Annotated in this window: 14 protein-coding genes; 10 read left to right on the top strand and 4 right to left on the bottom strand. The window is 64.7% G+C overall.

Going from position 1 to position 25,634, the window contains the following annotated elements; genetic code table 11:
* Window positions 1–56 precede the first annotated feature (56 nt).
* The 4 genes from hemP (at window position 57) to FR728_RS01165 (ending at window position 2,674) form a co-directional block, all read left to right on the top strand.
* Entirely contained in the window at window positions 57–257 is a 201-nt protein-coding gene (gene hemP, locus FR728_RS01180; RefSeq protein ID WP_149890833.1) for a hemin uptake protein HemP, read from the top strand.
* A 120-nt stretch (window positions 258–377) separates the two neighbouring features.
* On the top strand, window positions 378–734 hold the full coding sequence (locus tag FR728_RS01175; protein ID WP_149890832.1) for a DMT family protein: 357 nt from the start codon (window positions 378–380) through the stop codon (window positions 732–734).
* 73 nt (window positions 735–807) lie between these two features.
* A complete protein-coding gene (locus tag FR728_RS01170; protein ID WP_149890831.1) occupies window positions 808–2,202 on the top strand; it encodes an L-serine ammonia-lyase in 1,395 nt (464 codons plus the stop codon).
* 64 nt (window positions 2,203–2,266) lie between these two features.
* Complete coding sequence (locus FR728_RS01165) at window positions 2,267–2,674, top strand: MAPEG family protein (protein ID WP_149890830.1); 408 nt, start codon at window positions 2,267–2,269, stop codon at window positions 2,672–2,674.
* Between the two features lie 59 nt (window positions 2,675–2,733).
* Here the strand turns inward: FR728_RS01165 and FR728_RS01160 are convergent, their stop codons facing one another.
* The 3 genes from FR728_RS01160 to FR728_RS01150 are packed head-to-tail and all read right to left on the bottom strand — an operon-like array spanning window position 2,734 to window position 5,844.
* Window positions 2,734–3,351 carry a GntR family transcriptional regulator gene (locus tag FR728_RS01160; protein WP_149890829.1) on the bottom strand — a complete coding sequence of 206 codons (618 nt, stop codon included), beginning with the start codon at window positions 3,349–3,351 and terminating at the stop codon, window positions 2,734–2,736.
* Window positions 3,352–3,395: 44 nt separating this feature from the next.
* Window positions 3,396–4,490 (bottom strand): anhydro-N-acetylmuramic acid kinase, encoded by a 1,095-nt coding sequence (locus tag FR728_RS01155; protein ID WP_149890828.1) that lies wholly within the window; start codon window positions 4,488–4,490, stop codon window positions 3,396–3,398.
* A gap of 1 nt (window position 4,491) precedes the next feature.
* Window positions 4,492–5,844 (bottom strand): aspartate aminotransferase family protein, encoded by a 1,353-nt coding sequence (locus FR728_RS01150; RefSeq protein WP_149890827.1) that lies wholly within the window; start codon window positions 5,842–5,844, stop codon window positions 4,492–4,494.
* A gap of 655 nt (window positions 5,845–6,499) precedes the next feature.
* Between FR728_RS01150 and FR728_RS01145 the strand changes: the two genes are divergently transcribed.
* The 6 genes from FR728_RS01145 (at window position 6,500) to FR728_RS01120 (ending at window position 24,584) form a co-directional block, all read left to right on the top strand.
* A complete protein-coding gene (locus FR728_RS01145) occupies window positions 6,500–7,921 on the top strand; it encodes a TolC family protein (RefSeq protein WP_188318753.1) in 1,422 nt (473 codons plus the stop codon).
* A gap of 5 nt (window positions 7,922–7,926) precedes the next feature.
* Window positions 7,927–8,907 carry an efflux RND transporter periplasmic adaptor subunit gene (locus FR728_RS01140; protein ID WP_149890825.1) on the top strand — a complete coding sequence of 327 codons (981 nt, stop codon included), beginning with the start codon at window positions 7,927–7,929 and terminating at the stop codon, window positions 8,905–8,907.
* A gap of 93 nt (window positions 8,908–9,000) precedes the next feature.
* Window positions 9,001–20,604 (top strand): beta strand repeat-containing protein, encoded by an 11,604-nt coding sequence (locus tag FR728_RS01135; protein WP_149890824.1) that lies wholly within the window; start codon window positions 9,001–9,003, stop codon window positions 20,602–20,604.
* Between the two features lie 17 nt (window positions 20,605–20,621).
* Complete coding sequence (locus tag FR728_RS01130; protein WP_149890823.1) at window positions 20,622–20,921, top strand: DUF3467 domain-containing protein; 300 nt, start codon at window positions 20,622–20,624, stop codon at window positions 20,919–20,921.
* Window positions 20,922–20,931: 10 nt separating this feature from the next.
* The gene (locus FR728_RS01125; RefSeq protein ID WP_149890822.1) at window positions 20,932–22,551 is read left to right on the top strand and encodes an HlyD family secretion protein; all 1,620 of its coding nucleotides are present in this window, start codon (window positions 20,932–20,934) and stop codon (window positions 22,549–22,551) included.
* Window positions 22,524–24,584, top strand: coding sequence for a site-2 protease family protein (locus FR728_RS01120; protein ID WP_149890821.1), 2,061 nt, complete (start codon window positions 22,524–22,526; stop codon window positions 24,582–24,584). Before FR728_RS01125 ends, FR728_RS01120 begins: the two co-directional genes overlap by 28 nt.
* A 71-nt stretch (window positions 24,585–24,655) precedes the next feature.
* Here the strand turns inward: FR728_RS01120 and nrdF are convergent, their stop codons facing one another.
* Entirely contained in the window at window positions 24,656–25,630 is a 975-nt protein-coding gene (gene nrdF, locus FR728_RS01115) for a class 1b ribonucleoside-diphosphate reductase subunit beta (protein WP_149890820.1), read from the bottom strand.
* Between the last annotated feature and the right edge of the window lie 4 nt (window positions 25,631–25,634).

Below are 25,634 nucleotides of genomic sequence, written 5' to 3'. Positions count from 1 at the left end.
AAGCTCAAGTTTTTAGAAGCCCTCTGAACGACCTCCCGAAAAAGGTATGACAGACGATGCAAGCCACCAAGGTCCGCCGCGAAAAGCTCACCATTTCCACCCTGCGCCGACCGCCTGCGGAGCCGAAGGTCTCGGCCGAGGCGGTGCTGGACACCCGTACCCTCTTCAACGGTCAGCGTGAGCTCAAGATCCTGCACAACTCGGAGACCTACCGCCTGTCGATCACCAAGCTGGGAAAGCTGATCCTGACCAAGTGAGGCAAGCGCGGCGGACGCGCGTGACAGACATGTTGAGCGCCGCCCTAGCCCCGATTGCCTCCACCGCCGCGCCGCAGTAAGACCGATCCGCCCGCTCCTCCCCGCGGGCGGAGACCCCTCATGAGCTTCCTGACCTCGCTGCCCGTTTCCCTGACGACCATCCTCCTCCTCATCGGCTCGAATGTCTTCATGACCTTCGCCTGGTACGGGCACCTGAAGGTGAAGAGCGCGTCGGTCATCGCGGTGATCTTCATCAGCTGGGGCATCGCCTTCTTCGAATATTGCCTGATGATCCCGGCGAACCGCATGGGTTACGGGGTCTATTCGGCCGCACAGCTGAAGACGATCCAGGAGGTGATCACCCTCACGGTCTTCGTGCTCTTCTCGTGGTTCTATCTTGGCGAGGCGATCCGTCCGACCCAGCTCATCGGCTTTGCCCTGATCGCCGCAGGCAGCTTCTTCATCTTCCAGAAATAGGGGATCCATCCGGCTTGACCTGACGGGAGGATCCTGTTGCGCGACCGCGTGAGCCATGTCAGGCTGACGCATCATGTTCATCAGCGTCTTCGACATCTTCAAGATCGGCATCGGCCCCTCCAGCTCTCACACGGTCGGACCCATGGTCGCGGCCGCACGCTATCTGGACCGGCTGCGGGGCCTCTCCGGCCTTGGCGATCAGAGCGACCTGCGCCTGCAGGTCACCCTCCACGGATCGCTCGCCTTCACCGGCAAGGGCCACGCCACGGATCAGGCGGTGAGCCTGGGGCTGCTGGGCGCACGCCCCGACAGCCTGGACCCGGACAAGGTGCCGGGAATGATCGCCGGACTGGCGGAGAGCCGGCAGCTTGCGCCAGAAGGCCTGCCGCCGCTGCATCACGATCCGGCCAAGGACCTGATCTTCGACTATGGCCCCGCCCTGCCGCTCCATGCCAATGGCATGACCTTCCGCCTGCTCGATGGCGCGGGAAAGGTCATCGACGACATGGTCTATTACTCCATCGGCGGCGGCTTCGTGGTGACGGAGGCCGAGCATCGCAAGACCCGCAATGCGGTGGAAGATCTGGCGGAGCAGCCCGTTCCCTATCCCTTTGCCTCGGCCGCCGAGATGCTGTCCATGGCCCGCGAGAGCGGCCTCTCCATTGCGCAGATGAAGCTTGCCAACGAGACCGCCAGCAAGCCGGAAGCGGACGTTCTGGCGGGCATCGACCGGGTGTGGGGTGCCATGGACGCCTGCATCAACCGGGGCATTTCCTCGAGCGGGATCCTGCCTGGCGGGCTGAAGGTGAAGCGGCGCGCCGGTGATATCTACCAGCAGCTGATCCGCGAAGGCCGGACCAATCCGCCCTTCGAACACACGGTGATGGACTGGCTCGGCGTCTATGCCATGGCGGTGAACGAGGAGAATGCGGCAGGCGGCCGGGTGGTCACCGCGCCCACGAACGGCGCGGCCGGGGTCATTCCCGCCGTCACCCGCTACTATCTCGACCATGTGCCCTCAGCCTCGGCAGAGGGGATCCGCACCTTCCTTCTCACCGCCTCGGCCATCGGCGGCATCATCAAGGCGAATGCCTCGATCTCGGGCGCCGAAGTGGGATGTCAGGGGGAAGTTGGGTCTGCATCGGCCATGGCCGCCGCCGGACTTTGCGCCGCTCTTGGCGGCACGCCGGAGCAGGTGGAAAATGCCGCCGAAATCGCGCTCGAGCACCATCTGGGCATGACCTGCGACCCGATTGCCGGGCTCGTTCAGGTGCCCTGCATCGAGCGCAATGCGGTGGGAGCGGTGAAGGCCGTCACCGCCTGCTCGCTCGCGCTGCGCGGCGACGGCTCGCATTTCGTGCCCCTCGACGGCTGCATCGAGACCATGCGCCAAACCGGGCTCGACATGTCGGAGCAATACAAGGAAACCTCGCGCGGCGGGCTGGCGGTCAATATCGTGGCCTGCTGAGCCGGGCCGCGACATCCGAGCGAGCAGGTCTGACGAAAGAACGGGCTGACATGAGCATGTCGACATGGATGTAATCATCACGCCGGTCTATGCAGCCGTGCTTGCGCTGATCTTCGTCGTGCTCAGCGTGCGGGTGATCCGCATGCGCCAGAAGCTCTGGATCCCCATCGGCGACAACGGTCAGGATGCTCTTCTGCGCCGTCAAAGGGTGCACGGAAATTTCGCCGAATATGTGCCCATCGCGCTGATCCTGATGATCTGCGCGGAGCTGATGCTGACGCCGGACTGGCTCGTCCATGCGATGGGAGGCTGCCTCGTGACCGGGCGCCTGCTACATGCCTATGGAGTCAGCCAGCCGCGCGAAAACCTGGCCTTCCGCACGGCGGGCATGGCGCTCACCTTCCTGGTGCTGACAGCCGGCGCCGGCATCAATCTGGTTCAGGCCTGGCGCATGGCCGACTTCGCCGGCTGACCGGCCGGACCTTCCCCAAGACCGGACCTTCCCCAAGCGTTGAGCCTTGAGATGTGGCCTCAGACCTGCTGGAGGCGGGTCTTGTGGGCAGCAGCGATGTGGCGGCGGGCGGCGGCCTCTGCGGCGGCGCTGTCGCCTGCGGCAATGGCGTTGACGATGGCCGCATGTTCCTCGACCGCCGTCTCGCGCCGCTCCGGTGTGTCGAGGGTCGTTCCCGCCATGAGGATCAGGGACAGGCGCAGATGGTCGATCTGATCGACCAGATAGCGGTTGTGGGAGGCCAGGCACAGACGGCGATGGAAATCGCGGTTGGAGCGGACCAGCTCTTCCTTGTCGGTGATGCGCTGGCGATCCGCGTTCACGAGATCCTGCAGGATCTCGATCTCGGGCTCGGAGGCGTGCTTGGCCGCAAGGGCGGCAGCCGTGCCTTCCAGAACCTCGCGCATGAAATAGACCTCGTTGACCTGGGAGTGGTCGAGGGTCGGGATCACCATGCCCCGGTTGGGCTCATGCACGGCAAGACCCTGCGCCTCGAGCCGCTTGAGGCCCTCGCGGATCGGCGTGCGGGACACGTTGAATTCCTTGGCGAGGTCCGCTTCGCGCAGACGGTCGCCAGGCTTGAGCACCCGCTCTTCGATGAGGCCGATCAGGCGCTGGTAAATCTCGGATCCGTTCATGGCTTGGTCTTAGCCGATTTTCAACGCCGGTGCAGCTGGCGTTTTCACACCAGCCGACCCTGCTCCGCCGGTTTTGCGGGTCGATAGAGACGCCCGCCCACGACCGGATGCGTTGCCCCGGTGGTGGCGGGAAAGCTGGTCGGCAGTCCCTCCAGCAGGCGCGCGCCCAGAAAGGCCATGGCCTGTGCTTCCAGCCCGTCGCCATCCAGCCCGTGCAGATCGACCGGCTCGACCCGGCCCGACAGAGCTTCGTCGAGTGCCGTCATGAGCGCACCGTTGCGACGTCCGCCGCCGCAGACGAGCCAGACGACCGGCGGCTTCGGGCAAAGAGCCTCGGCGCGTGCAATCGCCCCGACCGTAAAGGCCAGAAGGGTGGCGGCACCGTCTTCCAGCGAGGTGCCCTCTCGCAGCTTCACGGAGGCAAAGGCGTTGCGATCCAGAGACTTGGGACCGGGCGCGGCGAAGAAGGGATGCGTCAGCGCCTTCTCCAGCACCTCTTCATCCGCCTTGCCTCGCGCTGCAATCGCACCGTCCGCGTCGAAGTCGCCGGCCCCATATGCCCGCACCCAGTCGTCGATCAGCGCATTGCCGGGACCGATGTCGAAGGCAAGCAGCGTGTCACCATCGACATAGGTCAGGTTCGAGACGCCGCCGATATTGAGGAAACACAAGGGCTGCGGCAGGTTCCACGCCAGCGCCTGATGATAGACGGGCACAAGCGGTGCCCCCTGCCCGCCCGCGGCCATGTCGGCCAAACGCACGTCGCCCACCACAGGCACGCCCAGCCGGTCGGCCAGGCCTTGCGGGTCGCCCAGCTGAACGGTCTCGCCCCGGCCCGGGTCATGCCAGACCGTCTGACCGTGGAAGACCACCAGATCCGGCGCAAGCCCCTGCTCCGCCATGTAGCGTTCCAGGGCCTCGGCATGATCGCGGGTCACGAGCTGCGCGATCTGCGGCCAGCCGGTCCGGTCGCCGGCGCCCCGGGCCACCGCGTCGAGCACGGCGGTCCGGGTCTCCTGCTGATAGGGAAACATGGCGGCAGCGCCAAAACGGGCGACCGTGCGGCCGTCCGTTTCGATTTCCGCCAGATCGATGCCATCGGCGGAGGTGCCACTCATGGTGCCGATGACAGTGACCATGTCAGAGGGCCTTGGCGACGGCCGCCAGACCGGCTTCGGCGATGTCGAACATCTCGTTCACCTGGGCTTCGGTCATGATCAGCGGCGGGCAGAAGGCCATGGTGTCGCCCAGAGCGCGGGAGATCAGGCCCCGTTCGGTGAAGGCCGCATTTGCCTTGGCACCCAGCGCACCGGGGGTCTTGGCCAAGTCCGAATGGGCCAGTTCGATCGCGCCGATGAAACCGATGCCCCGGCTTTCGATCACGAGATCATGTTCGCCCAGCGCATGCAGGCGCTTGAGGAAGGTGGGGCTGATGTCGCGCACATGGCCGACCAGATCCCGCTCCTCGATGATCTTGAGATTTTCCAGCGCAACGGCTGCGGCAACCGGATGACCAGCGGCCGTATAGCCATGGCCGAAGGTGCCGATCTTGTGGCTCTCGTCCGCCACGGCGCCATAGACCTTCTCGTTCACCAGAAGGGCCGACATGGGCAGGTAGGAGGACGACAGGGCCTTGGACAGGGTCATGATGTCGGGCTGCAGGCCATAGGTCTCGGTGCCGAACATGTTGCCCGTGCGGCCGAAGCCGCAGATGACCTCGTCGGCGACGAAGAGGATGTCGTATTTCTTCAGGATCGGCTGGACGAGATCCCAGTAGCCTTCGGGCGGAACGATGACGCCACCCGCCCCCATGACCGGCTCGCCAAAGAAGGCGGCAATCGTCTCGGGTCCTTCGGCGAGGATCAGCTTCTCCAGCTCGTCGGCACAGCGGCGGGCGAAATCCGCCTCGCTTTCGCCCTCGAGGCGCATGGTGCGATAGTGGGGGCTCATCGTGTGCAGGATGTTGGACATCGGCAGGTCGAAGGAGCGGTGGTTGTTCGGCAGACCGGTCAGGCTGGCCGAGGCAATGGTCACCCCGTGATAGCCGCGCACGCGCGAGATGATCTTCTTCTTCTCCGGCTTGCCCATGGCATTGGAGCGGTACCAGATCAACTTGATGGCCGTGTCATTCGCCTCGGAACCGGAGTTGGTGAAATAGGCCTTGGACATGGGCACCGGGGCCATGGTCACGAGCTTTTCCGCCAGTTCCACGGACGGGCCGTGGGTCTTGTGGGCGAAGGTGTGGTAATAGGGCAGCTTCTCCATCTGGCGGGCAGCAGCCTCCACCAGACGCTTCTCGCCGAAGCCGACGGCGACACTCCACAGGCCCGCCAGACCCTCGATGTAGCGCTTGCCGGAGCTGTCCTCGACGTAGATCCCCTCCCCCTTCTCGATCACCATCGGCCCCATTTCCTCGTGCTTGCGGGCATCGGTGTAGGAATGGAGCTGGAAGGCGATGTCGCGTGCCTCGAGCGAATTGGGGAGCTGGGTCATGACGTCCTCTGGGTATCGTTCTGTGCGGATGGTTCTGCGCGGGTCGTTCTTGCGCGGATGGTTGTGTCTGGCAGGCCGGCTTGTCCGCCAGATCGCGGGACGGAGGCCACCGTCGACACCACCTTGTCTCGACCTTATCGAAGCCCCTGGCCCTTTTCACCTGCATTTTCTGGATCCACACCGTTCCGCACGGACGCCCGGACCGCTCTGACGCCACCAACCCGAGGCCGTGGAACAAGGTCATTCCCACGGCGCGTGACAGGCAGATGACGCCTCGATGACGGCATCAGCTTTTCGCGACTGCCTCTTATTTCATCAAGAAGAACGGACCAGCAGGCACAGTCGGAGAAAAAGCAACCTACGGTTCAAACACGCTTTCCGCATCGGCAATTTTACGCATACACTAGGAAATAAATTCATTATAATTTCCAATTTATAAGATGTATATCAACGATCATTCGATTTTATCTTGAATGTACACGACGTGACGCAATAAAAATGAAAATCAGTTTGGAAAATCCAAAATATAAAATCACTCATTAACCATTTCTTAACCCGATTTCCCTAGCGATTGCCTCAAGTGTGTGTGGGGCGATTTATGTCTAAATTACTTTTCCCGTTGTTTCTGTCGGCAGGGCTGGCAGCGTGCAACAGCATGTCCATCGAGATGGCTTCCGAAGAACGCCTGGAGAAAATTCGTGAGACGGGGGTCTCCGCGAGCCTGCAGGAGAGCATCGAGCGGAAGTCGCAGGCCGCGCTGAATGCGGACCCTGTGCTGCGCAAGATCCGCAACAACAATGAGGAGAAGGTCACGTCTGCCGCGCAGACCGCGACCCTCGGCGAATTGCTCGCCAACACCCTCAACCGCAACAGCCGGATTGCCGCCGCAGCCAAGAACGTGGATCGGGCGAGCGCCGAGCGCATGAATGCGGTTCTGGGCTATGCCCCGCAGGTGAGCGCCAGCTACACCTTCGAGCGGCTGAACGAGAAGGTCATCAGCTCGGACAACGCGGTCTATCAGCTCGGCGAGGCCACCTACCCGGTGCTGACCGCCGGCCTGACCCTCGAACAGCCCCTGTTCGACCTGTCCCGCATCTATGCCATCGACTATGCCAACACCCAGGGACAGAAGGCCGAGATCGACTATCTGGCGGCGATTGCCGAAGCCAGCCACGAGGTGTTCGAGACCTATCTGACCGCGACCCAGTCCAAGGCTCGCATGGCGTCCCTGCAGGTCCGTCAGGCCTATCTGGAACGCCAGATCTCCGGCGAGCGCTCCCTGCAGGTCAACGGCCTCGGCGACGAGGTCAGCATCGCATCCCTGCGTGGCAACCGGGCCGATGTGGCGGCCGAAGAAGCCCTGGAAGCGGCCACCTATGCAGAGGCGCTCTCAACCCTGTCGCGCCTCAGCGGCATGACCATCCGCGACGTGAAGCCGATCGTCTTCCCGCGCGGCCTGCTCGGCATGGAAACCACCGTCGACATCGACCAGGCGGTGGAAGAGGCGCTGCGCCGCAACCCGATGATGCTGTCGTCCGCCCTGCAGGTCACCAGCGCCCGCAAGCGCCGCCAGCAGGCTCTGGCCAAGGACTTCGCGCCTGTGGTCAACGGCTATTTCACCTATGAGAACGAAGACCGGGCCGCCAGCCGCTTCGGCGGCGGGTCGCACACCCGTGACGCCACCATCGGCGTGAAGGTGAGCGTTCCGATCTTCAACGCCGGCGGCAACGGTTACGCCAGCGCCACCACGGCGCAGGAGGCCCATGCGGCCGCCATCGACCACTATGGCCTGGCCCGGCAGCTGGAAACCGAACTGCGTTCCACCCATCAGCGCATGATCGAGCTGACCCGCTCCATCCAGCGGATGGACACGGTGGTGAGCGAAAGCCGCAAGGCGTTCCAGACCGAGCGCAACAGGCTCGAGACCGGCGAGAGCGTGGATCTGGCGGTTGCCACCCGCGAGCTGTCCCTCGACAAGGCACTCGAAAAGCGCAGCTTCTATCAGGCCGAGTATCTCAAGGCCTGGGGCCGCCTGCAGTACCTGATGGGCAAGAACCTGCTGCGGCAGGAGCTCTGAGCCACATGGCCCGCACGCGCCTGCCCCGCATCGGTGTTCCGCACAGCCGCGCCCAGACTTCGGGCGCGGATCGCGGCTGCCTGCGGGAGGGTCTGGGCCTCCTTGCCCGAACGGGCGGGATCGCCGGCGTGCTCCTGGCCCTCGGGGTGGCCCCGGGGCTCGCCGACGAGCTTCCGGCCAACCTGAGCGACTACCTGCCGGCCATGCCGATGACGGGTGGTGCAGATATCAACTGCACCATCAAGCCCCTGCAGATGGTGGACATCAGCTCCCAGGTGCGCGGCATCGTGCGCGAGGTGATGGTGCGGCCGGGCGAGACCGTCCAGCCGGGTCAGCCGCTGGTGCAGCTCGACACGGACATGGCGGCGGCCGAAATGGAGCTTGCCCTGGCCAAGGCGGAAGCGGATGCCACCCTGCAATCGGCCCTGACCAACCGGGAAGGCCTCGCCCGCAAGGAAGCGCGTCTCGCCAAGGCTCTGGCCAAGAAGGCCGTGTCCCTGGCCGACCACGAGGCCGCGCAGCTTGAACTGGCCCTGGCGGAGACCGCCGTGCGGCGGGAGGAACAGGCCCTGCGCATTGCCCGGATGGAGTATGAGCGCAGCCGTCTCCTCGTGGAAAAGTCGCTCATCCGCAGCCCGGTCGCCGGAATGGTTGGCGAGAACCTCGTCGACCCGGGTGAGAGCGTCAACGAAGGCCCGATAGCCACCGTCTATGTGACCCGGCCGATGCGCGTGGAAGCCTTCGTGCCCTCGCAGGCGCTCGGCCAGTTTGCACCCGCAGACGGCACCTACCGCAGCTTTGCCATCAGCATCGATGGCCGCGCGGGCCCCGCCCTTCCGGTCACGCTCGACTATGTCAGTCAGGTCGCGGACCTGACCTCGAACACCGTTTCGGTGTTCTTCACCCTGCAGGCCGATGACGTTCTGCCGGGCAGCAAATGCCGGCTGGTGAGCCAGCCCCTGGCCCCGGGCCAGACCCAGAATTGACAGGTCGGCCGTCCCCCCGGCCCGACCACCGCGTAGAGTTTCAAGCGAAGGCTGCGGTCCCGCAGGCTTCACCCAGATTTGAGAGCAATGGTCATGAACACGGCTGTGTTTTCCCGCAAGGCTGACGCCCCCTCCACGAAGACCGTGGACCAGGCCGGGGTGTCCAACGGGGCTCCCGAAGCCCTCGACGGCGAGATCCTGCTGCCGACCATGCTCGAGCCGCGCGTCATGCTCGATGCCAATCTGGAATGGGACCTGAGCGCGGCGACCGCCGATATCTCCAACGCGATGGACGGCTTTGCCGATGCCTTCGACGACACGATGGATGACATCAGCGACTTCCTCACCGCCTTCCAGGACCAGGTGGAGGACGCAGCCGCCGTCATCAACGTGCTGTCCGGCCATGCCAGCGCCAACGGCAGCTCGGCGGATCTCACCGCCCTGAGTGACGCGGTGGGACGCATCCTTGGCGCCATCAGCGCGCTGAAGGACGGGGTGCTCGACGAGATTGCGACCATTTCCGGCAGCGCCGATGCCCTGACCGTTGCCCTCACCGACATCGAGGTGGACGGGGAAACCGTCGTCACCTTCTCCGAGGATGCCAACCCGGCAGACGACAGCTCCGTCGTGGTCTCGATCAACCTGGCGTCACTGACTGCCAACCTGGACGGGCTTCTGTCGCAGGTGCTTGGCGACCTGTCCCTGTCCGAGGGCCTGACCCTGACCACGGCGGCCGGCGGTGACATCAGCTTCACCATGTCGAGTGCCGTTTCCGTGTCCGGGGGGGCGATCACCAGTGTCGGCCTCGACATTTCCGACTTCGACTTCCCGGCCCTGTTCGAGCTTGGCGGATCGCTCTCTCTCACCGACAGTCCCCAGTTCAACCTGGGTCTGCTCGATATCGAGATCAGTGACGCGACGCTTGCAGACGTGCGGCTCGCGGTCGATGCGACCGGGCTTGATCTCGGCTTCAGCTTCACCGTCAGCGGCGCCAGCGTGGCCTCCCATTTCGACAGCGGCGACATGCCGACCGTCGAAGCCCAGATTAAGCAAGTGGGCGCAGCCGATTTCGTCGCCATCGAAAGCGACACGAGCTACGACCTGCTGTCGATCTCGGGCACGGGCACCATCGCGGTCGAAGGGGTGGATCACAGCTTCACCAGCGTCCTGACGGTCTCCGGCGTGCTGGATGACAGCTCCGCGGTGAACCCTGTCGCCGGACTGCTGGAGAGCGCGTCTCTCGGTTTCGAGGTGGACAGCGGTCTCGACAGCGCGCTCGGGGATGCGATCGAAAGCCTGGCCCAGGCCCTCGCCGTCATGGGCGCCGACGACATCCTGACCTTCCTGTCGGACATTGGCGGAACGCTGGAATCGGTGCTCTCCGACACGCTCTTCGACATCGATCTGCCCTTCACCGACCTTGGCCTCGGCGACGTCCTGGACGAGCTGGCAACCCTCGTGTCGTCCCTCGCCGACCGGTACATGATCGCCCAGGAGAGCCTTGGTTTCGGCGAGGTCTCCTCGATCGACCTCTACCAGCAGATGACCTCCCAGACGAGCGACATCTTCACGTCTGCGGGGCTGGATGTGCTGGCGGGCTACGAGTCCCTGACCCTGTCTGTCATCGATGCCACGGGCGCGATCCAGACCATCACCGTGGAGCTGACCGGCGACGCGGTAAACACCGCCCTCAGTGTCTCTGACCGTCTGACGGCGCTGGCCGGGCTGTTCAATGCCCAGCTTGCCGTCTTCGGACTGGCGGCCTCGGTTACCGGCAGCGGAAAGACGCTGACCTTCACCGGCACCAAGACCAGCGATGGCGATGGCGGCGAGGCTTACGCAACCTTCGCCCTGACCTCCGCCACCAAGGCGGGCGGCAGCGTTGACGACACCTTCGGTCTGGACGACCTGGGCTTCGGCTCGGGCAGCTGGATTGCCATCGCCGGCGCCTTCGATCCGGAAAGCGACGCGGAAGAGCTCGTCTTCAACTTCGGCGACGCCAGCCTGTCGGGTGCCACGGGCGCCCTCGACATGGACGACCTGACCGGCGTCACCTCCCTGCGCTTCATCGTGACCATCGACGGGATCGAGCGCTATGTGGACATCTCGTCCGCCGGCGGATGGGCCGACGCGACGGCCGTGGCGGCCTCCCTCTCCGGCGCATTGTCCGATCTGGAGCTGGGCGTCGGCGTGACCGCCCAGAGCGGCGCGCTGGCCTTCACGCTCGACGGCTCGGAAACCCGCAGCATTTCCATCTCTGTCGACCCGACCGAGCTGGTTCGCGCACAGGGCATCGATGCCCTGATCGGCTGGGTGACCGGAGAGCTGAACACGGTGCTTGCCGGCGTGGGTCTAGAGCTGACCACCGAGGGCGAACTGGTGTTCGACTTCTCCGGCCTCGGCACGTCCCTCACCTTTGCCGAAAGCGACGATGTCTCCTTCGACGCCAGCGACATCGGCCTGGGCCTGCTGGGCGACCTTTCGCTCAGCGCCAAGCTGACCGCCAGCCTGGAGGCCGTGCTCAACGGGGCAATCGGGCTCGATCTGGTCGGACTGGTCAGCGACCTGTCGCAGGACGGCAAGACCGCCCTCGACAGCAGCGAAGACGCGGACAGCGACATTTCCGATGCCATCGAAGCCAACATGTTCCTGGAGAACGTGAGCTTCAGCGTCGACGTGACCGCGACCGCGAGCGAGATCACCGGCAGTGCCGACCTCGGTCTGGTCTCCGTTGCCATCGGCAGCGAAAACGCGGCCGCCAACTTCCTGGCCCTCAACACCCAGCTCGATGTCGAGCTGGTGGGCACCGACGAGAATGGCGTCTACGGGTCGCGCGTGACCATGGACACGGTGCTCGATGCCCTGCTCACCACCGTTTCCGAAGACAGCGTGGACGCTGCCCTCGGGGTCTCCAGCCTGATCGGCCGGCTCGATCTGGTAGGCGGGATCGTCACCGACGGCGCGGGACGGGGGATGAGCGCCAGCGACCAGCTGACCGCCGCCCTTGCGGATGTGCAGATCGTCGACGTGGACGGGTTCTCCGGCGACACCGCGGACCTTGTGCAGCTGCTCGTGCAGCTTGGCGATATCAAGATCACCGTGGCCGGGATCGATGGCCTGAACGAGGATCTGATCGATGGCATCGGCTTCTCCGTCGGCAATCTGCTTGCCTACAACGAGACCGCACATGTGGCGCTGATCAGCAACGATCCGGACGCCCTGGAAGCGATCACCGCGCTGGCCGACCTGAAGGATGGCGACATCCTCGACACGCTGGTCGCCATTGCCAACATGCTGGAAGTGGTCGGTGACGCCCTGTCGGAGAAGATGCCCTTCCTCGACACGGAAATCCCGCTGCTGAACTTCTCAGTTCTGGATGCGGTGAGCTTCTCCGCCGACTTCCTCGAAGCCCTGCAGGATCTGCGCAACAACCCGCAAAGCGGGCTGGACGTGGTGGAGGCCTATCTGGAGGGCGTGTTCGGCGAGGACACGGTCACGCTCACCTGGGATGCGGATGCGCAGACCATCCTCTTCGATCTCACTTTCGCCTTCCTAGAGGACTATTCCGAGGAACTGTCCTTCCGCTTGGATCTGGCCGAGATGCTGGGCGATGCCCTCGCCGGCCTGCTGGGTGACGAGCTTGCCGGTCTGGTCACCTCGCTGACGGATGCCAGCGGCGAAGCGGCCCTGGTCTTCGACCCGGAACTGGCCTTCACCTTCTCCTTCGGCATCGACCTCAGCCGCACCCTCGGCACCGGCTCGACAGTTGCCACCCGCGACACGGCCCTCAACGCGCTGGCCACGGTCTCCACGGTGAACCTCAATCCGAACGGCGGCAACGAGTTCAAGATCACCTGGAAGAACACGACTACCGGCCAGAGCTCGAACCTGAAGTTCGACGCGGATGGCTATGACACGGTCGGCGCGATGGTGGATGCGCTCAACAGCGCGGTCCAGACTGCATTCGGCGCCACCGTTTCCGTGACCTTCGACGAGACCACGGGTCAGGTGACCCTGGCAGACAGCCGCGCCGGTGCGGTGGATGCCACCGACGTGACCCTGCTCTTCGGCTCTGCCTCGGTGGATGCAAGCGACGTGGACGGGACGCCGACGGTGGCCCTTTCCGAAGCCTTCGCCGATTTCGACAGCGCCTATGCCTTCACGGTCAACGTGAACGGCGAAGCGGTCGGCGTGTCGGTCGAAGCTGCCTCGGGCCGCACGGCGGCCGAATTCGTCGCCGCCCTGAACGCCAGCCTGGCCGATACGCTGGTCAGCCGCGCGGCGCTCGGCGCACAGGCGGTGTCGGGAACGACCGTCAATGCCTCCCTGCTTGCCGGGTTCTCGCTCACCCAGTCGGGCGGTATCGTTCTGGAGGCGACCAGCTTCGCCGAAGCCTCGGGCTATGACGCGCTCACCCTGTCCGTCAGCGGCGAGGACGTGTCGCAGGATATCTCCTTCACCGTCTCCGAGATCGGCGGCTCGAACATCGCCACCGCCCTCGGCCTCACCACGGATGCAGCAAGCGACGGCGACCTGACCGGATCGGCGCTGGTGCTGACCGAAGAGACCGGCGCACCGCGCATCTATCTCGACACCGAGAAGACCGGCATCACCCTGTCCTTCACCGCCGGTGCCCGCGACATAACGGTGGATCTCTCCCTCGGCCCGGTCGGCGTGACCGTGACCGACGGCACCGCGCTGATCACTGACGGCGACGGCGGGGCCGCCTATCTGTCCCTTGTCCTGAACGACATCGACGGCGATGCCCATGACGGTCAGCTTGACCTGGCGAGCCTGTTCGATCTCGAGAACTATGGCGCGCTGTTCGGCGTCGAGGCGCAGATCGCCATCGAGCTCGACCTGCCCTTCTCCGACAGCCTCGGCCTGTTCGACCCGTCGGACATGGGCCTGAGCTGGTCGGCGGATCTCATTTCCGTGGTGAACGGAGCCGATCTTTCCGATTTCGACCTGAACGACCTCTCGTCCTTCTATGAAGGCGCGCTGGTCGACCTCTATGTGGACGGCGAGATCAACCTCGACGGGTTCGAGCTGGACCTGCCGGACCTGACCGAGTTCTTCGACAACCTGAACGTCCTGGCCCTGCTCAACAACCCGGTGCTGGTGCTGGAAGGTCTCGACATGATCTTCGCCCAGGTCCAGAAGCTGATCGACGACTATCTCGGCGGCATCGACCTGCCGATAATCGGCGACGCGCTGGGGGATTCCGCCAAGCTGTTCCAGCAGCTGCGCTATTACGTGATCGAGGAAGCGCTGGTCTATGCCCTGACGCCGACCGCCGACGGCACGCTGCCGACCACGATCGAGCTTCTCACCGGGTTCCTGAACGATACGCTGAACGACCTCTTCGGCACTGGCGACATCGAGTTCATCCAGGCCTATCTGAACACGGATGGCAGCACCGAGGAGAGCTATGTCTACGGGGTGCTGAACTTCTCGGCCGTGCTCTTCTCCGAGAGCATCGACATCGATTTCGATCTCGGCATTCCGGGCCTCAATCTGGCGGTCGAGGAAGGCTCGCAGGTTCTGCTGCAGCTCTCCTATATGGTCAACATCGGCTTCGGCTATGACCGCAACGGCTTCTTCCTGCTGAACGACACGGATGATGCGGAAGTGAAGCTGGAGTTCCTTGTGGACGCCGGCAGCTTCGAAGGCTCCATGTCGGTGCTCAACATCCTGGGCGTGACGGCCACCGCCGTGACGACGGACGAGGATGGCAACATCGTCGGTAGTGATGGCACGGCGGAAGTGACCGCAAGCCTGGTGGCTGATCTCTTCGGCAATCAGGGTCTGACGATCCTCGACCCGGCCGGCCAGGGCGACAGCGATGCCCTGACGGCGACCGGTGTCTACCGCGACTTCTCCGGCGTTTCGCCCGTGGATGGCAGCGACGACCCGCTGACCTTCGAAACGGTGATCTACCTGTCCCAGCTCGACACGTCGGATCTGGTCCTCTTCGATTTCGTCGCGACCTTCGACATCCAGATCCAGCTGGAAGCCAACATCTACGATCCGACCACCGGCCAGGCGATCCTCATCGGCGGCAAGCAGGTGATGCCGAGCGTGGTGACGGAGCTGATCTATCAGGGCAGCTTCTCGCTCAGCGAAGGCATGGTCATCGACGCGCTGGAATTCTCCAACGTGCGCGTGGATGCCAGCGTCATCTACGAAGCCTATCTCGCGACGATCCTCGACCCGATCAACGAGTTCCTGTCGCCGATCGCGGATGCCTTCTCGTTCCTGACCAAGGCGCCGTTCTCGCTCGTCGCGGATCTGCTGTCGAATGCCTATCCGATCATCGGCATCGTGAAGACGGTCGCCGAGGTGACCGTCGCCATCGACAACTTCCTCGATTCCATGGCGGCCACCGGCGGCTGGATCGTCATCGGCACCTATGACCTGAGCGGCGCATCCGAGGATGCCGCCGAGGACGGCGCCACGAGCCTGGATGCCGGCGCGATCAGCTTCACCGGCGACAGCTCGAGCGCGGGCAACAGCTTCGGCGTCTTCGGGAACACCCGCCAGGGCTTCTCGATCGACATCAACCTGATCTCCGATCCGATGAACATCCTCAACCTGCTGCTCGGCAAGTTCGAGGACGTGACCATCGTCACCGCCACCTACACCCTGTTCAACCTGGATGTGCATTTCGACCTGGCGGACACGGTGCTGTCGGGCATCGGCATGCCGGGCTGGGCGAAGAAGGCGATCAAGAGCGCCTTCAACTTCACCATCGACGTGGACATGGAAGCGGCCTTCAGCGTTGTCTTCACCATGGACGGGATCGTCAACTTCGTCGAAACCCAGGATCCGGAGCGCCTGCTCGACAGCATCAACCTGGACACCGACCTGGTCTATGTCAGCATCCAGATCGCTGCGGGCCTGAACCTCGGCATCGCCGGGGTCAATGGCGGCGGCGGTGTCACCATCGACATCGACCTGAACGATCCGAACGACGACGGCCTGCTGAGCTTCACCGAACTGCTGCTGGTGCTCGACGCCATGGGCAACGCTTCGGGCTTCGATGCGCTGGGGTACCTCTTCGAGGGCACCTTCACCGTCAACTTCCACCTGTCGGTCTGGGTCGGCATCGACTTCGGTTTCTTCAGCCTGAAGTGGTCGAAGTCGCTCTTCAACTTCACCGTCAGCGAGCATTTCGGCGGCTATGACATCGGCACCCAGATCTCCAATTCGGTGGCCGATGGCGAAACGGCCATCCTGAACATCGGCGCCAACGCCTCCTCGTCCATCTCCGGCATCACCGCCGACGGGGACGACAAGGTCGTGATCTCCGGTCCGAATTCGCCGATCTCCGTTAGCTACAGCCAGGGCAACCAGACTGTCACCGGCACGGTGAACCAGAATGCAGGCGCCATCATCATTCCGGCGGGCGAAGGCAACAACCTCGTCAATCTGGGCGCCGTGAACAACGTGACCACCATCACCTACACCGGCTCCGGCAACGACGAGATCATCCTGCCGGACGAGGGCGTGCATGTGGTCTTCGCCGGCGACGGGAACGACCGGATCACCGCGGGCAACGATGCCTCGGGCCTCTACATCATCTTCGGCGAGGAAGGCTCCGACACGGTCTCCATTCCGGGCGGCACGGTCATTTATATCGGTGACGACGACTACGGGCTGCGCGATCTGTTCCAGACCGAATTCGCCAATGGCAACGTGACCGTCGAGGCCATTCTGGACCTCATCGGCCTGAACGCGGACGGCACGGTCAAGACCGATGGCGACCGCAACTATGCGGTGGGCTCGGCGACCTACAATCTGGCCGAACTACTGACCAACTACACGGCCGCGACCCAGCCGCTCGCCTCCCGTGATGCGGACACGGTCACCCTGGGCAACGTGTCCGGCATCGTGCTGACCGGTGGTGGCGACGACACGATCTCCGTCGACCTGTCGGGCACGGGCAATGTCAGCATCTTCTCCGGTGCGGGCGACGACACGATCACCGCCGGCGGCGCGAATGTCTATGTGGAAGGCGGCGCGGGCGCGGATGTCATCAAGGTCAACGGCGCGGATACGGAAGTCTGGGGCTGGGGCGCTCAGGCAGGCGCCAGCGGCCTGGTGGACGGTGCAACCAACCTGGCCAATCTGGCCCTCGACGACGGCGCGGACATCCTGATCGGCGGCAGCGGCGAGGACGTGTTCTACGGCCAGCTGGGCAATGACATCCTGGAAGGCAACCTGGGCAACGATACGCTCGACGGCGGCAACGGCGACGACATCGTCACCGGCGGCTCCTTCGTCTTCACGCTCAGCAGCGGTGTTGTCGATCCGACATCCCTCGACCTGACGCGGCCGCTGAGCTCCAGCCTGACCATCGCGGTGAAGGATCTGGCCGACGGCAACGACACGCTCAAGGGCGGCTCGGGCAAGGACGTGCTCATCGGCGGTGGCGGCAACGACACGCTGGAAGGCAATGACGGCGGCGACCTTCTGATCGGCGACTTCGCCGACATCGTGGTGTCCTCCAGCTTCGTCGCCCAGAGCGTGGTGTCCACCTTCATCACCAGCAGCCGGGCCGGCACCGACAGTCTGGACGGCGGCAAGGGCGACGACATCCTCGTCGCCGGGGCTGCAGCCAGCGGCGAGACGGAAACCCTCACCGATCTTTACGGCGACAACGTCCTCGTGGGCGATTTCGCCGAGATCCGGGGCGCGAAGCTCCTGGAAGGCGCGACCTATGTCGCCTCCATCGCCTCCGTCGACGGCGGCGCGGACACGATCACGGCCGGTCGCGGCCATGACATGATCCTCGGCGGCGAAGGCAATGACGTGATCAACTCGAGCCTCGGCGGCGACGTCATCCTGGGCGACAACGGCATCATCGACATCACCAAGGCGACGATTTCCGGTGTGGCCACGGCCCATGACGGCAACGACATCATCGTCACCGGCACGGACACCCCTGCGGCCTATGGGACTGCCGCGCCGGCCGACCTGATCGATCTGGTGATCGGCGGCACCGGTGATGACAGCATCACCAGCGAAAGCGCCGATCTGGTCGTGCTGGGCGACACCGGCGAGATCCACTACAGCGCCACCGCGCTCAACGCCCTGTGGAGCTACGAGCCGCTGAGCTCGGGCGCCTCGGCCGACGACATCACCAAGGATGCCAAGACCCGGGCGCTGATCGCGACGCTCGCCCGCTCCATCGAGAGCACGGCGCTGGCCGCAGACGGCGATGACACCATCACCGTGAAGCAGGGTGCCGTCACCGGGATCCTGGGCGGTGGCGACGATGTGGCGACCCTGGGCAATGGCACCACGACCCTGATCACCGACGACGGCTCGATCACCATTGCCCCGAATGCCGCTCTCGACGGCGCGCTGGTGACCATGACCAGTACCGCCAGCCAGACCACGTCCAACGCCGACCGGGTGAACGGCGGCAACGGCCGGACCCTGCTCATCGGCGGGACTGACGGCGACACCATGACGCTCGGCAATGGCGATGCAGTCATCCTGGCCGACACGGGTTCGATCGTTCATGACGATCGCAGCGCGGACGTGACCTATACTGCGACCAGCGAAAGCGTCGTTCAGGCGACCGCAGGACAAAGCGACGGGGCAGACAGCATCACGATCGGCAACGGCGATCACACGGTCATCCTGGGCGGCGGCAACGACACGCTGACCGCCACGGGTGGCGTCAACGCGGTGCTCGGCGACAGTGGCGAGATCGTCTTCGACGAGGATCTGCATCTCACCTCGCTCTCCACGGCGATTGGCGGAAACGACAGCATTTCCACCGGAGCCGGCGACGACATCCTCTTCGGCGGCGTCGGTCAGGACACGCTTCACGCGGGCAACGGCAACAACATCCTGCTCGGCGACAGCGGCGAGTATGAGGACGGGGTGCTGACTTCGGCCGCACTTGCCAGCGACGGCAATGACACCGTTACCTCCGGAACCGGCCAAGACTTCGTCATCCTCGGCGGCGGCGCGGACGAGGCCAATCTGGGCGACGGCGACAACCGGGTCATCGGCGACAGCGGCGAGATGATCTGGTCGGACGATGCGGATGGACGCCTGTCCACGAGCTCTTCCGCGACCGGGGGCATCGACCGCATCACCACGGGTTCCGGCAATGACATGATCCTCGGCGGGGCCGCGGGGGACATCATTTCCGCCGGAGACGGCAACAACACGGTGCTCGGTGACAACGGCAACGTGATCCTCTTCCCGGGCAGCGCCTCGGCGGTTCTGAAGTCTGCCGAAACGGTCGATCCGTCCATCGGCGGGGACGACTGGATCCAGTCCGGCACCGGCCATGACACGCTCTTCGGCGGCGCGGGATCGGATACGCTCCTTGCCGGCGCGGGCGACGATCTGCTCGCAGGCGACAACGGCACCTATGTGTCCTCCGCCGTTTCCGGCCTCGGCTCCTTCACCAGCACCATCCTGACCTTCGGCGGCAACGACAACCTGAACGGGGAAGATGGCGACGACCTGATCATCGGGGGCCTGGGCAAGGACACGATCTCGGTTGGCAACGGCAACGACATTGCGCTTGGCGATGACGGGGTGCTCACCTTCCTGAACCGCTCGGATCTCCAGAGCCTCGTCCTGACCAACCAGGATCTGGGCGGCGATGACGTGATGACGGCCTCGGGCACGACCGGCGACAACATGCTCTTCGGTCAGGCCGGCAGCGACACAATCACCGGCGGCCTCGATGACGATATCCTCATCGGCGATCTGATCACCCTGACGCTGACCGATCATGCCAGCGGCCTGACCGGCCAGTCGGCTGCGGACCGGGTCGATCACATGATCTCCATCCGCATCGACGTGAAGGGCGACGACGAGATCCACGGCGAAGATGGCGACGACATCATGATCGGCGGCTTTGGTGCGGATCTGATGACCGGCGGCTCGGGCGACGACATCCTCGTCGGCGACACCATCATCTTCGACCGGACCTACCGGGTCGATGGCGACACGGGGCTCATCTCCGGCGAGCTGAACCTGCAGACCAACTATGCCTATGTCACGGGCGGCTATGACCGGCTCTACGGCAATGATGGCCCGGACATCATGATCGGCGGTCTCGGCCCCGACATCTTCTTCGGCGACACGGCGTCCGACGTGCTGTTCTCCGATGGCTACACGGGTATCTTCCGCGTGACCTGGAGTGTCGACGGCTTCCTGGGCGAGACGCCCCAGTGGCGCCTCTACACCTCCAACTTCGCCGGCAGCGAGGCCGTGGACGTGGTGTCGAACGCCCAGCAGAATGACGTGATCGGCTCGCCGCTCGCCTCCATCGACAATGGTCCGGGCGACAACCTGCTGGCCGGAGAGAACAGCCTGATCGGCGAGCGCGACGACCAGGGATCCGCTGCGGATCGCCGGGCGCTCGCGGATGATCTCCTCGACCTGCTGAACAGTGAAAACTTCATCCACACGGTCGCCAGCCTGGTCGCCAGCGGCATCGATGACGATGTCTTGCGCTCGGCCATCAAACAGGCCATTACGGACCAGCTTGGCAACGTGTGGAACCTGGACCAGCCGGCCGTCGATCGTCTCATCAAGCTGATGATCGACTTCCTGGTGGATCGGGTGAACACCGAAATGCCCGCGGCGGAAGCCCCGGCTGCACCTTCCAACCAGAGCCAGACCGCGCCAGCCATCGAGCTGCCTGTGGCGGCACAATAACCTGACAGGACCGCTCCATGACCGACACTCCCGAAGCTCCGAACCAGACCATCAATGGCGTCTCCATCAACTGGGACGACAGCGCGATGGAAAGCATGTACGCCAACATCGGCACGGCGACGGCCAACCGGGAAGAGTTCTTCCTGCTGTTCGGCACGCACCAGCATTGGCGCGGGTCCGTCAAGGACAAGACCACCGTCGACGTGAAGCTGGCCCAGCGCATCGTCATGAGCCCCTTCGCCGCCAAGCGTCTGGCCGCCATCCTGGCCCAGTCGATCAAGGCCTACGAACAGCAGTTCGGCAAGATCGAGATCTGATCGGACCTCCATGCTCAAGCACCTCACCGCGCTGGCCCATTGCGGCGCCGGCGCGGGCGAGCCTCGTGTGCTGCACGGGGCCTTCCCCGAAAGCCTCGACCTTCCTGCCCTGGCGCTTGGCCTCGAGGGCAAGCCGAGCCTGAAGAAGCTCGACGAGCAGCTTCTTGTCCTCGTTCCCGTCGCCGGCAGCGGCTGGTGCGCCTGGCTCTTCGACCGGATGCCGCCGGTGACCGAACTGCCCGGCCTGATCGACCGGATCCGCATGCTGTCGGAGGGCCTGCTCGCCGCGTCCGGCCCTGCCGCCGCATCCCCCGCTTCTGCGACACCCGACACGCCACCCCTTGCCGCGACCCTGCTCAAGGACGTCTCCGGGACCGGCCGCCCGTCGCGGGCGGGCGCCTTGCAGATCCTGGCGGATGCAGGTGTCGTCCATGATCTTGGCGCCGGCCTGATCGCGATGGCCTGTGGCGCCACACGCTGCGGCAAGGCCGCCGCCTCGCGGCAGGACTGGCTCTCCCACGTGGATGAATGCCGCCGTCTCGTGAAGCTCCACCGGGGCGAGACAACCGCAATCCGCACCTTCCGCGCCCAGTCCCAGGAAGACGGCGACCTGGAGGGAGCGATGCTCTGCGAGACCCTGGGCGCCAGAAGTCTCACGCTCCTTGCGCCGCCCCTGGGGCAGCCGGGCGTCGCGCTGATGCTGATCGACCCCAAGCCTGCCCGCGAGAGCGACCTGACCACGCTCGCCGATCTCGGATCGGTGATGCTGGGCCTGCGTCATGCCACCGCCCGCGAGCAGCGCGGACGCAAGCTCGCCATGCGCGTCTCTCTTGCCGCAGTGATGGCGGCCGTGATCTTCCTCGGCTGGCCGGTGGCACGCATCGTGACCGCGCCCGCCCTGAGCGAACCGGCGATGGCGCGGGCGGTGAACCTGCCCTTCGACAGCTTCCTGTCCACGATGGATGTGGAGGTCGGCGACACGGTGGCCGAGGGTCAGCCCATCGCCCGCATGAGTGCGCCCGATCTGGAAGCCAAGCGCAATCAGATCGAGTTCCAGATGTCCGTCCAGGACATTTCGGCCAAGGCGGCGCTCGCCCAGAACGACTATGGCAGCTATCAGCTCTCCATGCAGAAGATCGAGACCCTGAAGGGCGAGCTGTCGCAGGTCACGGAGCGGCTCGACCGGCTGGAAGTGAAGGCCCCGGTGGCGGGGACGGTGATCGGCACCCTGGGGCGGGATGCGCTCGGGCGCTTCGTGCCGACGGGTCAGGAAGTCGCGCTGCTGCAACCGGATGACCGGTTTGCCATGTCCGTCACCATCTCGCGGGTGGATGCGCCGCTCATTCGCCCCGGACAGACCGGCGAGGTCTATTTCCGGGGTCTCGGCGGGGAGACCTATCCCTTCACCATCCTGACGCCCGTGCATGTGGAACCGGCGCGCGAGGGCAGCAGCGAGCGTCTGGTGACGCTGGCGCGCATCGACCGGCCGGGCGGCGGACAACTGATCAGCGGGCTTTCGGGCTTTGCCCAGATCGAGGCCGGCCGCACCCTGCGGATTGCCAATTACACCCGATATCTGCGGGAATATCTGAAGGTGACGGCGTGGACCTACCTCGGCTTGCACTTCTGAAGCAGATCGAGTTCCGCCTGTCGCAGGAAGGCGACGGCGCGCTCTATCTTGCCCGTGACCGGTCGACGGGGAAGATCTTCTCCCTGTCGCGGCCGCTGCTGGCGGCCCTGCGCTCCGCCAGGGCAAGCCTTTCGGGTCAATCGGGCATAGCGCCGCCCACGGGTAACCGGGCGAGGGACCTGTTCCAGTTCCTCCACATCCTGCAGGATGTGCGCAAATCGGAGACCCATGGCCGCAAGAGCTTCAATCCGGTCTTCATGAGCTTCGCGCTCTTCGACGTCGGGCGCTTTCAGGCCCGGCTCGCGCCGATGGCCCGGCTGCTGGTTTCACCGCTCTTCCCCGCTCTCATGGCCGTTCTGGCGCTGGCCTGTGTGGTGCTGGGCGTGCGCAACGACTGGGCGATCATGGACACGTTCGACCACGTGTTCTCGCTCGAGGCCATTCTCACCTTCGGGCTCATGGCCCCGTTCCTGAAGATCATCCATGAGCTGGGGCATGTGCTGACGGCAACCCGCTACGGCGTCGCAGTGCGCAAGGCCGGCGTCTTCCTCATCTCCTTCTATCCCCTGCCCTATGTGGACTGCACGGATGCGGATTTCAGCGCGCCGCGACGGCATCGCATCGCAATCAGTCTGGCCGGGATCGTGGTCGATGTGACCATCGGCATGATTGCCTTCATCGGCTGGCACTTCACCCGTGGCACCTATCTTCACACCCTGCTCGGCAACGTCTTCGTCTTCTCGACCCTGAACTCGGTGCTGTTCAACGCCAACCCGCTGGTGAAGCTCGACGGCTACTTCGCCTTTGCCGATGCGATCGGAAATCGCAATCTCTACACCAAGGCCTCCGCCCGCCTGTCCGGCCTGACACGCTATCTCTTCACGCTGGGCCAGGGCGGCGCCCTGCCCCGGAGCCGCGGCGACGGTCTGATGGCGGCCTATGGCGCGGCCACCGTGCTCTACCGCCTCAACATGCTGTTCAACATCGCGCTGGGTCTGGCGCCGAAATATCTCGGCGCGGGTCTGGTTTGCGTGGTCTGGGGCGCCATCGTCATGTTCCATGCGCCGTTGCAGGCCATGGTGCTGAAGCTGATCGACCGGCCGAACGACAAGGGCAAGGACAAGGACGGGGGCAAGGTCACCTCCTCCGGTGGAACGGCTTCTCCGACAGGGGGCGAGACCTCCGGCCCGAACAGGTTCCGTCGCCTGCATCCCGGCTTGCGCGCCGGAGTTCCGCTGGCCGTCCTGCTGCTGCTGAGCCTCATTCCCCTGCCCTTCTCCACCGTCGTGCCCGTGACGCTCGACGAGGCCCAGAGCTATTCGGTCAGCCTGTCGCAGGACGGTTTCCTGAAGGAGATCCGCCCCGCCGGCCGGGTTGTCGCGGGAGAGGTGCTTGGGCGTTTCGTCAATCCGGGAACCGAGCAGGAGCTGGCGGTCAACCTGCTGGAGCTGCGGGAGGCCGCACTTGCGCTTCAGACGGCGCGCGGGCTGGGCGAAGCCAAGGCGCAGGCCGCGCTGAAGCAGTTCCGGACCCTGGAGGCCGAGCGCAAGCAGCTGGAGGGCGAGATCGACAGCCTGACGGTCAAGGCCGCGCAGGATGGCTATTTCATTCCGCACATGGGCCGCACGGCCGATCTGCTGGTGACCTCTGGCCACACGGTCGGCGCGCTCTATCCGGATGGCCCGATGGCGCTGTTTTCCGGCGTCTTTCCCGAACGCTACGTGTCGATGTTCCAGGAGAGCCTCGTCGGAGCGGAACTGCGGATCGGCGAGACCTATCACCGGCTCGACCCGGCCACGCTCCGGCTGCAGACGATCCTCAGCTTCGAGGAGGCCTCGGGCTCGCGGGGATATCGGGTTCTCCTGCCACTTCAGGCAGCGCCCTCGGCCCATGTGGGCGAACCCGGCCTTGTCCGCTTCCGCTTTGCGGCGGGCAACAGCTGGGCGCATCTGGCCTTCTGGTACGACAATCTTCTGGCCAATTACCGCCAGTCGCAGCTGGCGGACCGGGAGAAATATCTGGCCGGGGAATAGGCGGCAAACGACATGCAAAAAGCCCGGGTCCATGACCCGGGCTTTTTCATGCGTGCAACAGGATCCGGACCTCAGAAGTCCCAATCCTCGTCCTCGGTGGCGACCGCCTTGCCGATGACATAGGACGAGCCGGAGCCGGAGAAGAAGTCGTGGTTCTCGCTGTCCGGGCTGAGAGCCGCCAGGATCGCCGGGTTGACCTGGCAGGCCTCTTCCGGGAACAGCGCCTCGTAGCCGAGGTTCATCAGCGCCTTGTTGGCGTTGTAATGGAGGAAGTGCTTCACGTCCTCGGTCAGCCCCACGTCGTCATAGAGACTTTCGGTGTAGTGGCACTCGATCTCGTAGAGGTCGAACATCAGGGCGAAGGCGAAGTCCTTCAGCTCCTGGCGCTCGGCCTCGGTGAGCCGTTCCAGACCGCGCTGGTACTTGTAGCCGATGTAATAGCCGTGCACCGCCTCGTCGCGAATGATCAGACGGATCAGGTCGGCGGTGTTGGTCAGCTTGGCGCGGCTCGACCAGTGCATGGGCAGATAGAAGCCGGAATAGAAGAGGAAGCTCTCCAGGAAGACGCTGGCGATCTTCTTCTTCAGGGGCGAGGAGGCGGCCTTGTACTCGTCCAGAATCAGCTTCGACTTGGCCTGGAGATGCGGGTCTTCGGTGGACCAGCGGAAGGCCTCGTCCACTTCCTGCATGGAGCAGAGGGTGGAGAAGATGGAGGAGTAGGAGCGCGCATGCACCGCTTCCATGAAGGCGATGTTGGTGAGCACCGCTTCCTCGTGGGGCGTGACCGCATCCGGCATCAGGGTCGGCGCGCCGACCGTGTTTTGAATGGTGTCGAGCAGGGTCAGGCCGGTGAAGACCCGGATGGTCAGCTGCTGCTCATGCGGCGTCAGCGTGGCCCAGCTCTGGATGTCGTTGGACAGCGGCACCTTTTCGGGCAGCCAGAAATTGGCGGTCAGACGGTTCCAGATCTCCAGGTCCTTCTCGTCCTGAAGCCGGTTCCAGTTCACGGCCCGCGGCACCGAGGTGATCTTCTGATGAATGGTCATGTCT

The sequence above is a fragment of the Roseibium aestuarii genome (assembly GCF_008477545.1).
In the GTDB taxonomy this organism is placed as follows: Bacteria; Pseudomonadota; Alphaproteobacteria; order Rhizobiales; family Stappiaceae; genus Roseibium; species Roseibium aestuarii.
The sequence above is the reverse complement of the archived record's forward strand: the minus strand, read 5'-3'. Positions and strand labels throughout refer to the sequence as shown.

What these genes read in the sequence shown, in the direction of transcription:
- FR728_RS01165 (WP_149890830.1), top strand. Translation starts at nt 2,267, where the DNA reads ATGGATGTAATCATCACGCCGGTCTATGCAGCCGTGCTTGCGCTGATC.
- FR728_RS01170 (WP_149890831.1), top strand. Translation starts at nt 808, where the DNA reads ATGTTCATCAGCGTCTTCGACATCTTCAAGATCGGCATCGGCCCCTCC.
- hemP (WP_149890833.1), top strand. Translation starts at nt 57, where the DNA reads ATGCAAGCCACCAAGGTCCGCCGCGAAAAGCTCACCATTTCCACCCTG.
- FR728_RS01130 (WP_149890823.1), top strand. Translation starts at nt 20,622, where the DNA reads ATGACCGACACTCCCGAAGCTCCGAACCAGACCATCAATGGCGTCTCC.
- FR728_RS01175 (WP_149890832.1), top strand. Translation starts at nt 378, where the DNA reads ATGAGCTTCCTGACCTCGCTGCCCGTTTCCCTGACGACCATCCTCCTC.
- FR728_RS01155 (WP_149890828.1), bottom strand. Translation starts at nt 4,490, where the DNA reads ATGGTCACTGTCATCGGCACCATGAGTGGCACCTCCGCCGATGGCATC.
- FR728_RS01145 (WP_188318753.1), top strand. Translation starts at nt 6,500, where the DNA reads ATGTCCATCGAGATGGCTTCCGAAGAACGCCTGGAGAAAATTCGTGAG.
- nrdF (WP_149890820.1), bottom strand. Translation starts at nt 25,630, where the DNA reads ATGACCATTCATCAGAAGATCACCTCGGTGCCGCGGGCCGTGAACTGG.
- FR728_RS01140 (WP_149890825.1), top strand. Translation starts at nt 7,927, where the DNA reads ATGGCCCGCACGCGCCTGCCCCGCATCGGTGTTCCGCACAGCCGCGCC.
- FR728_RS01125 (WP_149890822.1), top strand. Translation starts at nt 20,932, where the DNA reads ATGCTCAAGCACCTCACCGCGCTGGCCCATTGCGGCGCCGGCGCGGGC.
- FR728_RS01135 (WP_149890824.1), top strand. Translation starts at nt 9,001, where the DNA reads ATGAACACGGCTGTGTTTTCCCGCAAGGCTGACGCCCCCTCCACGAAG.
- FR728_RS01160 (WP_149890829.1), bottom strand. Translation starts at nt 3,351, where the DNA reads ATGAACGGATCCGAGATTTACCAGCGCCTGATCGGCCTCATCGAAGAG.
- FR728_RS01150 (WP_149890827.1), bottom strand. Translation starts at nt 5,844, where the DNA reads ATGACCCAGCTCCCCAATTCGCTCGAGGCACGCGACATCGCCTTCCAG.